Below are 15,287 nucleotides of genomic sequence, written 5' to 3' on the forward strand. Positions count from 1 at the left end.
ATGTCGACTGACCTGACGCCTTCGCGAGCAAGCTAGCTCCTACAGGGGGGTTGCATTCCCTCAGAGGAACCGGAGCAAATTTCAGACGGCCGCGTTATAAAACTGCTCGCTGCTCTTCTGCTCCACCAGAGCCTGTTCGATAGCCGCCTGATGCACTTCGTCGGCGTGCTCTTCGCGAGCTTCCGGCAGGATGCCCAGACGCGAGAACAGTTGCATGTCCTTGTCGGCCTGCGGGTTCGCGGTGGTCAGCAGTTTTTCGCCGTAGAAAATCGAGTTGGCACCGGCGAAGAACGCCAGGGCCTGCATCTGTTCGTTCATGGCTTCGCGGCCGGCGGACAGGCGCACGTGGGATTGCGGCATCAGGATGCGCGCGACGGCGAGCATGCGGATGAAGTCGAACGGGTCGACGTCGTCGGCATTTTCCAGCGGCGTGCCGGCGACTTTCACCAGCATGTTGATCGGCACCGACTCCGGATGCTCGGGCAGGTTGGCCAGCTGGATCAGCAGATTGGCGCGGTCGTCCAGCGACTCACCCATGCCGAGAATGCCGCCGGAACAGATCTTCATCCCCGACTCACGTACATACGCCAGGGTTTGCAGGCGCTCGCTGTAGGTGCGGGTGGTGATGATGCTGCCGTAGAACTCCGGCGACGTATCGAGGTTGTGGTTGTAGTAGTCGAGACCGGCCTTGGCCAGCGCTTCGGTCTGATCCTGATCCAGGCGACCGAGGGTCATGCAGGTTTCCAGGCCCAGGGCTTTCACACCTTCGACCATCTTCAGCACGTATGGCATGTCCTTGGCCGACGGGTGCTTCCACGCCGCGCCCATGCAGAAGCGGGTCGAACCGATGGCCTTGGCGCGGGCGGCCTCTTCGAGGACCTTCTGCACTTCCATCAGCTTTTCTTTTTCCAGGCCGGTGTTGTAGTGACCGGACTGCGGACAATATTTGCAATCTTCCGGGCAAGCGCCGGTTTTGATCGACAACAGGGTCGACACCTGGACGCGGTTGGCGTCGAAATGCGCACGGTGCACCGTCTGCGCCTGGAACAACAGGTCGTTGAATGGCTGAACGAAGAGTGCTTTGACTTCGGCCAAAGTCCAGTCATGACGCAGGGTTGCAGTGGTGCTGGCGCTCATGGGCGTTTCCTTTGAATTATGCTTTGGCATGCGGCTGGGTAATGGAATGTCACAGCCGCTTCACAGATGTTTCGGCATATTTAAGGAAGAGCGATGCGCTGTCAACCGCGATACGAAGGCCAGGTTTACATCTGGTCAAAAAACAATCAAACATGTCTTTTGTGCGATGAAACGGCCGACGGCATCTACCCTGTCTGCACGGCCTGCGAAACCGAGTTGCCCTGGCTCGGCGATCACTGCCAGACCTGCGCCCTGCCGCTCCCGGCGGCGGGACTGACCTGCGGCCATTGCTTGAAGCAGCCACCGGCATTCGAACAAGTGATTGCCCCCTGGACCTACAGCTTCCCGGTAGACGGCCTGATCACCCGCTTCAAACACAACGCGAAGTGGCCGTTTGGCCGCCTGCTCGCCGAACTTCTCGCTCAATACCTGCAACATCGCTTCGATGACGATCTGCAGCGACCCGATGTACTGATCCCGGTGCCGCTGGCCAACCGACGCCTGCGCCAGCGAGGGTTCAATCAGGCGGCGATGCTGGCTCAGTGGCTGGGTACGAGTCTCGATATCCCTTGCGACGAACGACTGCTGCTACGAACCCAGGACACCGATGCCCAACAGGCCTTGAACGCCGAAGCCCGCCGAAAGAACCTGCGTAACGCTTTTGCCCTGGCGTCCGGCGTCGTCGTCAAAGGCCAACACCTGGCCCTGATCGACGACGTCCTGACCACCGACGCCACGGCCCAGGCCCTGGCTCGCCTGCTGATGGACGCCGGTGCGGCGAGGGTCGACGTCTATTGCCTGGCCCGCACACCAAAACCCGGTGAGACCCCCTGACTTGACTCGCGCGACCCAAGCGGCCAACGTCCTCACCATCGTCACCACCCAAAGCGACTTGTCATGTCTTTGCCAACCTTGTTGTCCCAGCACATTGTCCGCCGTCCGCAGCGCATCGCCCTGCTGCAGCACATCGCCGAACAAGGCTCGATCACCCGCGCGGCTAAAAGCGCGGGCATGAGCTACAAGGCCGCCTGGGATGCGATCGATGAGCTGAACAACCTGGCGCAGAAGCCTCTGGTGGAGCGGATTGTCGGCGGCAAGGGCGGCGGCGGTGCGCGCCTGTCCAACGAGGGGGAGCGGGTGTTGCGGCTGTACCAGAAGCTGCAAGCCCTGCAGGCCCAGGTGCTGGAAGCCGCTGAAGACGCGAGCGATCTGGATCTGCTCGGGCGCCTGATGCTGCGCACCAGCGCGCGCAACCAGTTGCACGGCAAGGTGATGGCGATCGAACCTCAGGGGCGCAACGACCTGATTCGCCTCGAAGTTGCCGAAGGCGTGATCGTCGCCGCGCAAATCACCCACGACAGCACCGAGCGCCTGGAACTGCAAATCGGCACCGAAGTCGTGGCATTGATCAAGGCCGGTTGGCTCGACGTGCTGCAAATAGACTCTGTCGAAACGCCTGGAAACAATTGCCTCAGCGGCATCATCGAAAAAATTCTCGACGCCGACGACGGCCCCAGCGAAGTGCGCATCACCCTGCCCAACGGTCTGACCCTATGCGCCTTGGCCGAACCGAGTCATCTGCAAGCATCGCGGTTGACCTGCGGCAAACCGGTGCGCGTGGAGTTTTCGCCGTCCAGGGTTCTGCTGGGCACACCGTTATAAGCAAAACTGCAACAAAAGGTTCATTACTCACCATTAAGGTGTCTGCAAAATCCGCAGGGAGCCTGAAATGAGCCTATTAGAAGAAAACCAGTCCACCGACCTCGAAACCATGGTCGGCCTCAGTCGTCGCGGCTTCATCAGCGCAGGTGCCCTGTGCGGCGCCGCGATGTTCCTCGGCGGCAACCTGCTGAGCCGCAGTGTGATGGCTGCCAGCGTCAGCGCCGGTAACAGCCAGCTGCTGGGCTTTGACAGTATTGCCGCCGCCGCCACTGACACCATCACCCTGCCGCCGGGCTACAAGTCCTCGGTGCTGATCAGCTGGGGCCAGCCTTTGCACAAGGACGGCCCGGCGTTCGACCCGAGCGGCAACGGCAGCGCCGAACATCAGGAAGCCCAGTTCGGCGACAACAACGACGGCATGAGCCTGTTCGAATTTCCGGGCGAAAAAGACCGGGCGCTGATGGCGATCAACAACGAATACACCAACTACCGCTACCTCTACGCTCACGGCGGCATGCCGCAATCGGCACAAGAAGTGCGCAAGGCGCTGGCCTGCGAAGGTGTGTCAGTGATTGAAGTGCAGCGCAAGAACGGCCAATGGCAGTTCGTCCAGGGTTCGCGCTACAACCGCCGCATTCACGGCAACGCACCCATCACCCTGAGCGGCCCGGCCGCCGGACATGCCCTGCTGAAAACCAGCGCCGATCCGCACGGCAAGAACGTTCTGGGCACGTTCCAGAACTGCGCCAACGGCAAGACACCGTGGGGCACCTATCTGACCTGTGAAGAGAACTTCACCGACTGCTTCGGCAGCAGCAACGCCGAGCAGAAATTCGACCCGGCGCAAAAACGCTATGGTGTGGTGGCCACCAGCAAAGAGATCAACTGGCACCCGCACGACGAACGCTTCGACATGGCGAAGAACCCCAACGAACTCAACCGTCACGGCTGGGTGGTGGAGATCGATCCGTTCGATCCGAAATCGACACCGGTCAAACGCACGGCCCTGGGGCGCTTCAAACACGAAAACGCCGCCCTGGCCGAAACCGGCGACGGTCATGCCGTGGTGTACATGGGCGACGATGAACGCGGCGAGTTCATCTACAAATTTGTCAGCCGCGACAAGATCGACCACAAAAACCCCAAGGCCAACCGCGACATTCTCGATCACGGCACCCTGTACGTGGCGCGTTTCGATGCGGGGGACGGCAACGCCGATCACCCGAAAGGCCAGGGTGAATGGATCGAGCTGACCCACGGTAAAAACGGCATCGACGCCAGCAGCGGTTTTGCCGATCAGGCTCAAGTGCTGATCCACGCCCGTCTCGCCGCCAGCGTGGTGAAAGCCACGCGCATGGACCGCCCGGAATGGATCGTGGTCAGCCCCAAGGATGGCCAGGTTTACTGCACGCTGACCAACAACGCCAAGCGCGGCGAAGACGGGCAACCGGTGGGCGGGCCGAACCCGCGCGAGAAGAACGTCTACGGCCAGATCCTGCGCTGGCGCACCGAGCGCGACGATCACGGCTCGAAAACTTTTGCCTGGGACCTGTTCGTCGTCGCCGGTAATCCGGGTATTCACGCCGGCACACCCAAAGGCGGATCGTCGAACATCACGCCGCAGAACATGTTCAACAGCCCGGACGGGCTGGGCTTCGACAAGGCCGGACGCTTGTGGATTCTCACCGACGGCGATTCGAGCAACGCCGGAGACTTTGCCGGCATGGGCAACAACCAGATGCTCTGTGCCGACCCGGTAACCGGCGAGATTCGCCGCTTCATGGTTGGCCCGGTAGGTTGTGAAGTGACGGGGATCAGCTTCTCACCGGATCAGAAAACCCTGTTTGTCGGGATCCAGCACCCGGGTGAAAACGGTGGTTCGACCTTCCCCGAGCACCTGCCCAATGGCAAGCCGCGGTCTTCGGTGATGGCGATTACCCGCGAGGATGGCGGAGTCGTCGGCGCCTGATAGGTCCTCATCGCGAGCAAGCTCGCTCCCACAGGATTTGCGCCGACTTGAAACCCGCGCATACCCCTGTAGGAGCGGGCTTGCCCGCGAAAGCGTCAGCACAGTCACCACCTATCTGCGCCCGTCTGCGCTACCATGCCTGGCCGGACGCAGCAGCCTGCTGCGCGCAGGAGTCAGCATGGCCCACCCGTTTGAAACCCTCACACCAGACCTCGTGCTCGATGCTGTAGAAAGCATCGGCTTTCTCAGCGACGCGCGCATCCTGGCGCTCAACAGCTACGAAAACCGCGTCTATCAGGTCGGTATCGAAGACGCCGAGCCGCTGATCGCCAAGTTCTACCGGCCGCAACGCTGGAGCAACGAAGCGATTCTGGAAGAGCACCAGTTCACCGCCGAACTCGCCGACTGCGAGGTACCGGTCGTGGCGCCGTTGATCCACAACGGTGAAACCCTGCACGAACACAACGGTTTCCGTTTCACCCTGTTCCCCCGCCGTGGCGGCCGCGCACCGGAGCCGGGCAACCTCGACCAGCTGTATCGCCTGGGCCAGTTGCTCGGCCGCCTGCATGCGGTCGGCTCGACCCGACCATTCGAGCACCGTGAAGCACTGGCGGTGAAAAACTTCGGCCATGACTCGCTGGCCACGTTGCTCGACGGCAACTTCATCCCCCGCAGCCTGCTGCCGGCCTACGAGTCGGTGGCCCGCGATCTGCTCAAGCGTGTGGAAGATGCCTACAGCAACACGCCACACCAGAACATTCGCATGCACGGTGACTGCCACCCCGGCAACATGATGTGCCGCGACGAGATGTTCCATATCGTCGACCTCGACGACTGTCGTATGGGTCCGGCAGTACAGGACATCTGGATGATGCTCGCCGGCGATCGCCAGGATTGCCTGAGCCAGTTGTCGGAACTGATGGATGGCTACAACGAATTCCACGACTTCGACCCGCGTGAACTGGCCTTGATCGAACCGTTGCGCGCCTTGCGCCTGATGCACTACAGCGCCTGGCTCGCCCGCCGCTGGGAAGACCCGGCCTTCCCCCGCAGTTTTCCGTGGTTCGGCACCGAGCGTTATTGGGGTGATCAGGTTTTGGCGTTGCGTGAGCAATGTGCTGCGCTTAACGAAGAGCCGCTTAAACTTTTCTGACTACCCCCCCCTGTAGGAGCGAGCCTGCTCGCGAAAAACGCAAGGGCAGCGCGTTTACCCAGACAGCACGCGTTATCGTTGGCGTCCATCGCGAGCAAGCTCGCTCCTACAGATACCGATGTTCACAAATGACCTACCTATTCAGTCAGGACATTCGCAGATAAATCTCCTTACAATCCCCTCTTTGTTAGCTGCCTAAGCAAGGATTCTGCATGCAAGCCGCCAACCCGCGTCGCGGGTACATTCTAGGCCTGAGTGCCTACATCATCTGGGGACTTTTCCCCCTCTATTTCAAAGCCATCGCCAGCGTGCCCGCCGTGGAAATCATCATCCACCGGGTACTGTGGTCGGCGCTGTTCGGCGCCTTGTTGCTGATGGTCTGGAAGCATCCCGGCTGGTGGCGCGAACTGCGGGAGAACCCGCGAAGGATGGCGACCCTGGCCCTGAGCGGTGCACTGATTGCGGCCAACTGGCTGACCTACGTCTGGTCGGTGAACAACGGCCGCATGCTGGAGGCCAGCCTTGGTTACTACATTAACCCGTTGGTGAACGTGTTGCTGGGCATGCTGATCCTCGGCGAACGGCTGCGGCGCATGCAATGGATTGCCGTCGGTCTGGCGGCTGTGGGTGTGGCGCAGCAGGTCTGGCAAGTGGGCAGCCTGCCGTGGGTGTCGCTGGTGCTGGCACTGACCTTCGGTTTCTATGGCCTGATTCGCAAGCAGGCACCGGTCAAGGCGCTGCCGGGGCTGGTGGTGGAAACCTGGATGCTGGTACCGATTGCCCTCGGCTGGTTGCTGCTCAATCCGACGGCCAGCAGCGCCCAGGCCGAATTCTGGACCACCTCCCAGGCCTGGTGGCTGGTGGCCGCCGGCCCGATCACGCTGGTGCCGCTGGTCTGTTTCAACGCGGCTGCCCGGCATTTGCCCTACACGACACTGGGCTTTCTCCAGTATCTGGCACCGACACTGGTGCTGCTGCAAGCGGTCCTGCTGTTTGGCGAACACCTGTCGTCCAGCACCCTGGTAGCGTTCATGTTCATCTGGGCCGGTCTGGCGGTTTACAGCGTCGACGCGTGGATAAGTTTGCGCCGCCGCAGCTGATCAAAAAACACACAAAACCCTACAGGCCACGTCTCCCGTGGCCTGTATCATTCCTTCCCAAGGTTATCCACAGCGTGATCCCCGCCGATTGTGCGCAAGTGGTTGAAACTGCTGGTTTTTTGATCAGATCTTGGAGAACCCCGGCCGGTGTGGCCTGGCGGGGTGTCTCTACAGGTTATCCACAGGCGGGTGCACGTTTAACTTGGATAACCTCATCAGGGTTCACTGCGCAGCACCAATTCGACCATCAGGTCGTCAGCCAGGGTTTCCAGGCGCGATTGCAGTACGTCCAGCGACAGCGTCAGCGGGACGGCAAGAATCGCTTCGGCATGGAACAACGGTTCGCTGCTCATCGGTGCCGGGCGCACTTCGGTGACCAGCCGCTCCAGGTTCACCCCCTGCTCGCTCAACAAGCGTGTGATGTCACGCACGATCCCCGGACGATCATTGCCCACCAGTTCCATGGCGATCGGCTTCCAGGTGCAGGATTGTTCGATGCCACTTTCGGCGATTAACACGCGAATGCCCTGGGTGGACAAGCCCTGTAGGGCATCGACCAATTCGTCGTAGGCCTCGGCCGGCACACCCACTCGAAGAATCCCGGCGAATTGTCCCGCCATGCGCGACATGCGGCTTTCCAGCCAGTTACCGCCGTGTTCGGCGATGCATTGGGCAATGCGCTCGACTTGCCCTGGCTTGTCCGGTGCGAATACGGTGAGTACGAGGTGGTCCATGGCGCAGCCCTCTGGTCATGACTTTTGTTATAGAGAACCAAGTATAGGCAAGGGCTGACTCGGTGTTGACAGGTCTGACGTCATCGTCGGAACGCCGCCCGGAGCAAGCTCGCTCCCACAGGGATCGCGCAGGCCTTTGTGGGAGCGAGCTTGCTCGCGATAGGGTCGCAACCGATGAACCTGCGAACAACAAATCGTGTACAACTTTCGATATTTAACTGGAACAATCCACTGGTTTTTTGAGAACATCCTGCTCCGCGCCGTGACCGCAATGCGTCATGGGGTCGCAGAACGACGTAATAAGTCTAATTTTCACAACCGCAATTCATCATGTAGTATGCCGCAGCGCGCACTACATAACGTTGGATCGATGTCTGCCGCAGGCACGTTCGCAACCCTGAAAGCCCTGTCAGCAAGGCCCCAAGCCGTTGATTGGTCCCAACCCAGCCGCCCGCAAATGGCATGTACTGGTAGACGGGTTTGTGGTTTAAATGGCCCAAGGCTTCATTGTTAAATTGAAGAGCTGAAAAGCGAAATAGCTGAGCAGAGTGAGGCAAGCAATGACTGAACACGTTCAAGTCGGTGGCCTGCAGGTCGCCAAAGTCCTGTTCGACTTCGTGAACAACGAAGCCATTCCCGGTACCGGCCTCACCGCCGATAAGTTCTGGGCCGGTGCCGACAAGGTCATCCATGACCTGGCGCCGAAGAACAAAGCCCTACTCGCCAAACGCGATGATTTCCAGGCTCGTATCGATGGCTGGCACCAATCCCGCCAAGCTCTTGGGTCAGCCCAGGCGCACGACCCGAAGGCCTATAAAGCCTTCCTGCAAGAGATCGGTTATCTGCTGCCAGAAGCGGCCGATTTCCAGGCAACGACGCAAAACGTCGACGAAGAAATCGCCCGCATGGCCGGTCCGCAGCTTGTAGTGCCGGTCATGAATGCCCGCTTCGCGCTCAATGCCTCGAACGCCCGCTGGGGCTCGCTGTACGACGCGCTCTACGGCACCGATGCCATCAGCGAAGCCGACGGCGCGGAAAAAGGCAAAGGCTACAACAAGGTGCGCGGTGACAAGGTCATCGCTTTCGCCCGTGCCTTCCTCGACGAAGCGGCGCCTTTGGCGGCCGGCTCCCACGTCGACTCCACCGGCTACAAGATCGTCGACGGCAAACTGGTGGTCGCCCTTAAAGGCGGCAGCAACACCGGCCTGCGCAACGATGCGCAACTGATCGGCTTCCAGGGTGATGCTTCGGCACCGACCGCGATCCTGCTGAAAAACAACGGCCTGCATTTCGAAATCCAGGTCGACGCCAGCACCCCGGTCGGCCAGACCGACGCGGCCGGCGTCAAAGACATCCTGATGGAAGCCGCACTGACCACCATCATGGACTGCGAAGACTCGGTTGCCGCCGTCGACGCTGATGACAAAGTGGTGATCTACCGCAACTGGCTCGGCCTGATGAAGGGCGATCTGTCGGAAGACGTCGCCAAGGGCGGTCAGACCTTTACCCGCACCATGAACGCCGACCGCACCTACACCGCTGTCGACGGCAGTGATCTGAGCCTGCACGGCCGCTCGCTGTTGTTCGTGCGTAACGTTGGTCACCTGATGACCATCGACGCAATCCTCGACAAAGACGGTAACGAAGTGCCGGAAGGCATTCTCGATGGCTTGGTGACTTGCCTGGCATCGATGCACAACCTGAACGGCAACACCTCGCGCAAAAACACCCGCACCGGCTCGATCTACATCGTGAAGCCGAAGATGCACGGCCCTGAAGAAGCAGCGTTCACCAACGAGCTGTTCGGTCGCATCGAAGACGTGCTGGGCCTGCCACGCAACACCCTCAAAGTCGGGATCATGGACGAGGAGCGTCGTACCACGATCAACCTCAAGGCCTGCATCAAGGCGGCGAGCGAGCGCGTGGTGTTCATCAACACCGGTTTCCTCGACCGCACGGGCGACGAAATCCACACCTCCATGGAAGCCGGCCCGATGGTGCGCAAGGCGGACATGAAGGCGGAAAAATGGATCGGCGCCTACGAGAACTCCAACGTCGATATCGGTCTGAGCACCGGCCTGCAAGGTCGCGCGCAGATCGGTAAAGGCATGTGGGCCATGCCTGACCTGATGGCGGCGATGCTCGAGCAGAAAATCGCTCACCCGATGGCCGGTGCCAACACCGCCTGGGTACCATCACCGACCGCTGCTGCCCTGCACGCGCTGCACTACCACAAGGTTGACGTGTTCGCCCGTCAGGCCGAACTGGCCAAGCGTGCCCATGCTTCGGTGGACGACATCCTGACCATCCCGCTGGCGGTGAACCCGCAGTGGACCTTTGAGCAGATCAAGAACGAACTGGACAACAACAGCCAGGGCATTCTCGGTTATGTGGTGCGCTGGATCGACCAGGGCGTCGGCTGTTCGAAAGTGCCGGACATCAACGACGTCGGCCTGATGGAAGACCGTGCAACGCTGCGTATTTCCAGCCAGCACATCGCTAACTGGCTGCGCCATGGCATCGTCACCAAAGACCAGGTCATGGAAAGTCTCAAGCGCATGGCGCCAGTGGTTGACCGCCAGAACGCCGGCGACGCGCTGTACCGTCCGCTGGCCCCGAACTTCGACAGCAACATTGCCTTCCAGGCAGCCGTCGAACTGGTGGTCGAAGGCACCAAACAGCCGAACGGCTACACCGAGCCGGTCCTGCACCGTCGTCGTCGCGAGTTCAAGGCGAAGAACGGGTTGTAAACCAGCTCACTCCACAGCAATCCCCCGGTTGAAAACCGGGGGATTTTTGTTTCTGCGTCCTGCAAATGCAGAACTATCTCCTGAAGCGCAACGCGTTTGCAGCGATGTGGCGGCCTATTCTCGATGCATTCATGAACAAGGCAATTCCAAGGACCGTGATGATGAGAGCAAACAGTTTTTCACCACCAATGGGTTCGTCGAGTACATACCACGAGGTCAAGATACCCGATATCGGAACAATCACTGACAAGGGTGCAACCTGGCTCGCCGGATACTTCTCAATCATTCGGTTCCACACCCAATACCCGAATACCGTCGCCACATAGGCCTGGAACAGGACCGATGCCAGCACTGGAGCAGTTATATCCGTTAGCAACGCCTGGAAAGGGGCTGCTCCCTTGACCCAGTAAGTCATCAGATATAGAGGAGGTGTTGCATACAGACTCGACCAAACGACAAAGGAAAATATATCAACCACTTTGCTTCTCTTGACCAGCACATTGCAAAGACTCCAGAACAATGCGCCGAGCAGTACCAGAAAAAGTCCAAAGCTTTCGGCATCACCGTGCGTTACATGAATAATGAACATCAGCCCCACCAACGCCATGAGAATGCCGGCCACTTGTATTGCCGTCATTTTCTCGCCAAACAGCAGCACTCCCCAGATGACCGTAAAAAAAGCACTGAATTGCAAGAGCAAAGATGTCACGCCGGCACTGACGCCAAGAAACATGCCGTAGTTCATCAGCCAGCACATTCCGATACCAAACAACAAACCGTAGACGATAGTTACAAAAGTACTGACACCTTTCGGTTTCGGGATGAAGAACACCAGTGGCAATGCACAGAAAGTAAAGCGCATTGCTGTCAATATGAATGGATCGATGCCATCGAGACTGATATCAATTACCGTAAAATTGCTGCCCCACATGATTGTGACACCGACAATAAGTACAAGATCGCGAAATTCCATTTTCTTTATCATATCGTCCTCAATGCGATACACAGCCACACAACCCAGGAAAAGCAATGACCTTTGTCGGTATTTTATCCGCAGGAACTAGCCGCAGACTGAATACACGACAACCATCGGCATACTCAAGCCACTAAAAAGCGGAGTGCCAAACTGGCAACCTGGATAGTGCTACGACAGATTTCATTAAACCAAGTACAACATCAAATAGATGCCCACATTGGCTTTCAAGAACCGAACGATAGCTGAATAATCGAAAGAAGAAACAAGCTATGTGTGAGTAGCTTTTTCGCACACCAATTAGATAAATTTAATTACAAGCCTAGCTCACAAAAACAACTCAAGCCTGTAATTAACAATTACAGGCTTGAGTTATTTAATGCCCAATTCGCGTTTTACCAGTGTCCGCAGATGACTGGCGTCAATCGGCTTGAGCAGAAAGTCCACCACGCTCAAATGCATTGCGGCGATCGCATCCTTCACGTCGGCGTCACCCGAGACAATGATGATCGGCAATGCCGCCCTTACCGATTCGCGTACATGGCGGATCAGATCCAGCCCGTCAACGTGGCCCATTCGCAGGTCGGTGATCATTAAACCAATCGAGAGCTTTTTGATTTCTGCCTTGGTCAGCAGGATCTTGAGTGCCGCTTCGCCACTGGACGCCATTACACAGTGAATGCTGTCTATCGCCAGAATCTCTGACAGCAGCTCCCGGGCGTCTTCATCGTCATCGACGATCAGCACCCGTTGCTGCGGCAGGTCAGGTTCCAGCATTACGGCGCTCAGCGCTTCGCGCTCGGCGTCACTCAAAATGTCGTGGTCGGACATGGCTTTCCCTATATGTTCAATACAATTCCCTGACACAGCGGTGTGACATCGCTCAGCGAACCATCAATGTGCACCCCGTCGGATATTTTTCCAATAGCAGAATAGAGAGGTTTTTCTCACAGTTGCGTAAGGTTTTTCCGACATTCCATCACCCTGATCGCCTACCTAGACTTACGTCCAATGGGCACCCCGGCCACAGGGGTCGACCATGTCCGGGTCATCCGACTAAAACAATTCAAAAAAGACTGCGGTAATGGTTATGAGTAAAGCGGACGCCTTCACACAGGCAGGGAAAACCGCGGTGTTGCAGAACATCCAGGGCACGTTGCAATTCCTTCAGCGCTTCCCGCCCTTCAACCAGATGGAACACGCTCATCTGGCGTATCTGGTCGAGCAATGTCAGCTGCGTTTTTACGCCCACGGCGAGAGCATCATCAAACCCGCCGACGGCCCGGTCGAGCACTTCTATATCGTCAAGCAAGGCCGGGTCGTGGGCGAGCGTCCGCACACGGCCAAGGGTGGCACCGAAACGGTTTTCGAGATCACCACTGGCGAATGTTTCCCTCTCGCGGCGTTGCTGGGTGAACGGGCGACCCGCACCGAGCACCTGGCCGGCGAGGACACCTTCTGCCTGCAACTGAACAAACCGGCATTCATCCGCCTGTTTTCGCTATCGGACACCTTCCGCAACTTCGCCCTGCGCTGCGTCAGCAGCCTGCTGGATCAGGTCAACCAGCAAGTGCAGCAAAAAGCCGTGGAAACCCTCGGCACCCAATATTCACTCAATACCCGACTGGGCGAATTGGCCATGCGCCACCCGGTGACATGCGCCCCACAGACGCCATTGCGCGAAGCCGTGACGTTGATGCACGAACAACAGGTCGGCAGCATCGTGGTGGTTGATGAACTCAAGGCGCCACTGGGGATTTTCACCCTGCGCGACCTGCGTCAAACCGTGGCCAACGGCAGCAGTGATTTCAACGAAGCCATCGAAGGGCACATGACCCGGGCACCGTTTTTCCTGTCGCCGGATCACAGTGCATTCGATGCGGCGATTGCCATGACCGAGCGGCACATCGCCCATGTCTGTCTGGTCAAGGACCGACGCTTGTGCGGCGTGGTTTCCGAGCGCGATCTGTTTTCCCTGCAGCGGGTCGACCTGGTGCACCTGGCGCGCACTATCCGCAATGCCCACAAGGTGGAAAACCTGGTGGCGCTACGGGGCGAAATCGGTCAACTGGTCGAGCGCATGCTGGCCCACGGCGCGTCTTCGACGCAGATCACCCACATCATCACCTTGCTCAACGACCACACCGTGTGCCGGGTGATCGAACTGACCCTCGCCGAAAAAGGCGACCCCGGTGTGCCATTCAGCTGGCTGTGTTTCGGCAGTGAAGGCCGTCGCGAGCAGACCCTGCACACCGATCAGGACAACGGCATTCTGTTCGAAGCCAGGGATGCGGCCCATGCCGCCGAGATTCGCGGCAAGTTGTTGCCCATTGCCCAGCAGATCAACCAGAGCCTGGCGCTGTGCGGCTTCACCTTGTGCAAGGGCAACATCATGGCCGGTAACCCCGAGCTGTGCCTGTCCCGGGCCGAATGGGCGCGGCGCTTTGCAGTGTTTATCCGCGAGGCCACCCCGGAGAACCTGCTGGGTTCGAGCATCTATTTCGATTTGCGCGTGGTCTGGGGCAGCGAGCAAGGCTGTGAGCAGTTGCGTCGGGGCATTCTCGATCAGGTCGGCGACAACCGTTTGTTCCAGCGCATGATGGCCGAGAATGCGCTGCGTAATCGCCCGCCTGTTGGGCGTTTCCGCGAATTCGTGCTGGCGCGCAAAAATGGCGAGAAGGCCACCTTGGACCTGAAGATTCAGGGCTTGGCACCGTTCGTCGACGGCGCCCGGTTGCTGGCCCTCGCCCACGGTATCGAAGCGAACAACACGCTGGAGCGTTTTCGCCAGCTGGTCGCCAAAGAGGTCATCGAACCCCTGGACGGCGCCGCGTACGAAGAGGCCTATCACTTCATCCAGCAAACCCGCATGCAGCAACATCAACTACAGACCCGGGAGAATTTTCCTTACTCAAATCGGGTCGATCCCGACAGTCTCAATCATCTGGACCGGCGCATCCTGCGTGAGTCCCTGCGCCAGGCACAACGCCTGCAAAGCAGCCTGACCTTGCGGTATCAGTTATGAGCCTGTTTTCATGGCTGCGCCCGGCGAGTCCCACCCTCCCAGCTCATCTGCAACATCGGCTGGACCAATTACCGACGGCTGCCGACCTGTCTGAGTGCAGCCTGCGCGAGCAACGCTGGGTGGTGCTCGATCTGGAAACCACCGGCTTGAACCTGAACAAGGACCAGGTGTTGTCCATCGGCGCGGTGGTGATCGAGGACGGGGCCATCGATTTTCGCCAGCAGTTCGAACGCACCCTGCAATATCCGCAAGTGAAACTCGGCCCCAGTGTGCTGATCCACGGCATTGGCCCCAGCGCCATTGCGGCAGGCAGCGACCCGGCAGAAGCACTGCTCGACCTGATGGAGTACATCGGGGACAGTCCGGTGCTGGCCTTCCACGCGCCGTTTGACCAACACATGCTCGGCCGTGCGCTGAAAGATCATCTGGGCTTGAAGTTGCAGCATCCGTTTCTGGACGTGGCGGACATTGCGCCACTGCTATGCCCCCAGGCGCATATTCGCGAGGCCGGGCTGGACGACTGGATCGACTGGTTCAAGCTCGAAGTCTTCGAGCGCCACCACGCCAGCGCCGACGCCCTGGCCACCGCTGAGCTGGCGCTGATTCTGTTCAGCCGCGCGCGGCAGCAGCAGATTCATAGCCCGTTGAATCTGCAACAGCGCTTGAGTCAGTGGAAACGTCGGCAGCAGGCGCCTTCCTTCTGATCCTTACACCATCCCTGTAGGAGCGAGCTTGCTCGCGATGGTCGTCAACGATAACGCGTCCAATCTGACACCCCGCGTTG

At 59.1% G+C, this 15,287-nt stretch carries 12 protein-coding genes; 8 read left to right on the top strand and 4 right to left on the bottom strand.

The window, feature by feature from the left end; genetic code table 11:
• Positions 1–81: 81 nt before the first annotated feature.
• Complete coding sequence (gene bioB, locus AC1DXW_RS04330) at positions 82–1,137, bottom strand: biotin synthase BioB (protein ID WP_095944924.1); 1,056 nt, start codon at positions 1,135–1,137, stop codon at positions 82–84.
• A gap of 93 nt (positions 1,138–1,230) precedes the next feature.
• On the opposite strand from bioB, the gene AC1DXW_RS04335 reads away from it, so the two are divergent.
• The 5 genes from AC1DXW_RS04335 to rarD all read left to right on the top strand — a co-directional run bounded on the left by AC1DXW_RS04335 (position 1,231) and on the right by rarD (position 7,021).
• A complete protein-coding gene (locus AC1DXW_RS04335; RefSeq protein ID WP_477753020.1) occupies positions 1,231–1,971 on the top strand; it encodes a double zinc ribbon domain-containing protein in 741 nt (246 codons plus the stop codon).
• 63 nt (positions 1,972–2,034) lie between these two features.
• Positions 2,035–2,799, top strand: coding sequence for a TOBE domain-containing protein (locus AC1DXW_RS04340; protein WP_477753021.1), 765 nt, complete (start codon positions 2,035–2,037; stop codon positions 2,797–2,799).
• 67 nt (positions 2,800–2,866) lie between these two features.
• Positions 2,867–4,768, top strand: coding sequence for a PhoX family protein (locus AC1DXW_RS04345; protein WP_477759789.1), 1,902 nt, complete (start codon positions 2,867–2,869; stop codon positions 4,766–4,768).
• A 178-nt stretch (positions 4,769–4,946) separates the two neighbouring features.
• Positions 4,947–5,921 (top strand): serine/threonine protein kinase, encoded by a 975-nt coding sequence (locus tag AC1DXW_RS04350; RefSeq protein ID WP_477753023.1) that lies wholly within the window; start codon positions 4,947–4,949, stop codon positions 5,919–5,921.
• 212 nt (positions 5,922–6,133) lie between these two features.
• Positions 6,134–7,021: an EamA family transporter RarD gene (gene rarD / locus AC1DXW_RS04355; protein ID WP_477753024.1), complete on the top strand. Its 888-nt coding sequence runs from the start codon at positions 6,134–6,136 to the stop codon at positions 7,019–7,021.
• A gap of 215 nt (positions 7,022–7,236) precedes the next feature.
• Here rarD and AC1DXW_RS04360 read toward each other — a convergent pair whose 3' ends face one another.
• A complete protein-coding gene (locus AC1DXW_RS04360) occupies positions 7,237–7,755 on the bottom strand; it encodes a glycine cleavage system transcriptional repressor (RefSeq protein ID WP_223460390.1) in 519 nt (172 codons plus the stop codon).
• A gap of 560 nt (positions 7,756–8,315) precedes the next feature.
• On the opposite strand from AC1DXW_RS04360, the gene AC1DXW_RS04365 reads away from it, so the two are divergent.
• Positions 8,316–10,505 (top strand): malate synthase G, encoded by a 2,190-nt coding sequence (locus AC1DXW_RS04365; RefSeq protein ID WP_477759790.1) that lies wholly within the window; start codon positions 8,316–8,318, stop codon positions 10,503–10,505.
• 73 nt (positions 10,506–10,578) lie between these two features.
• Here the strand turns inward: AC1DXW_RS04365 and AC1DXW_RS04370 are convergent, their stop codons facing one another.
• Both AC1DXW_RS04370 and AC1DXW_RS04375 read right to left on the bottom strand, forming a co-directional pair.
• The gene (locus tag AC1DXW_RS04370) at positions 10,579–11,478 is read right to left on the bottom strand and encodes an EamA family transporter (RefSeq protein WP_477759791.1); all 900 of its coding nucleotides are present in this window, start codon (positions 11,476–11,478) and stop codon (positions 10,579–10,581) included.
• Positions 11,479–11,850: 372 nt separating this feature from the next.
• Positions 11,851–12,309, bottom strand: a complete 459-nt coding sequence (locus AC1DXW_RS04375; protein WP_477753027.1) for a response regulator — start codon at positions 12,307–12,309, stop codon at positions 11,851–11,853.
• Positions 12,310–12,562: 253 nt separating this feature from the next.
• Between AC1DXW_RS04375 and AC1DXW_RS04380 the strand changes: the two genes are divergently transcribed.
• Positions 12,563–14,503, top strand: a complete 1,941-nt coding sequence (locus AC1DXW_RS04380; RefSeq protein ID WP_477753028.1) for a putative nucleotidyltransferase substrate binding domain-containing protein — start codon at positions 12,563–12,565, stop codon at positions 14,501–14,503.
• The gene (locus AC1DXW_RS04385) at positions 14,500–15,207 is read left to right on the top strand and encodes a 3'-5' exonuclease (RefSeq protein WP_477753029.1); all 708 of its coding nucleotides are present in this window, start codon (positions 14,500–14,502) and stop codon (positions 15,205–15,207) included. The genes AC1DXW_RS04380 and AC1DXW_RS04385 overlap by 4 nt, the downstream gene beginning before the upstream one ends.
• Positions 15,208–15,287: the final 80 nt, after the last annotated feature.

The organism is Pseudomonas sp. P4_C4, from assembly GCF_056402055.1.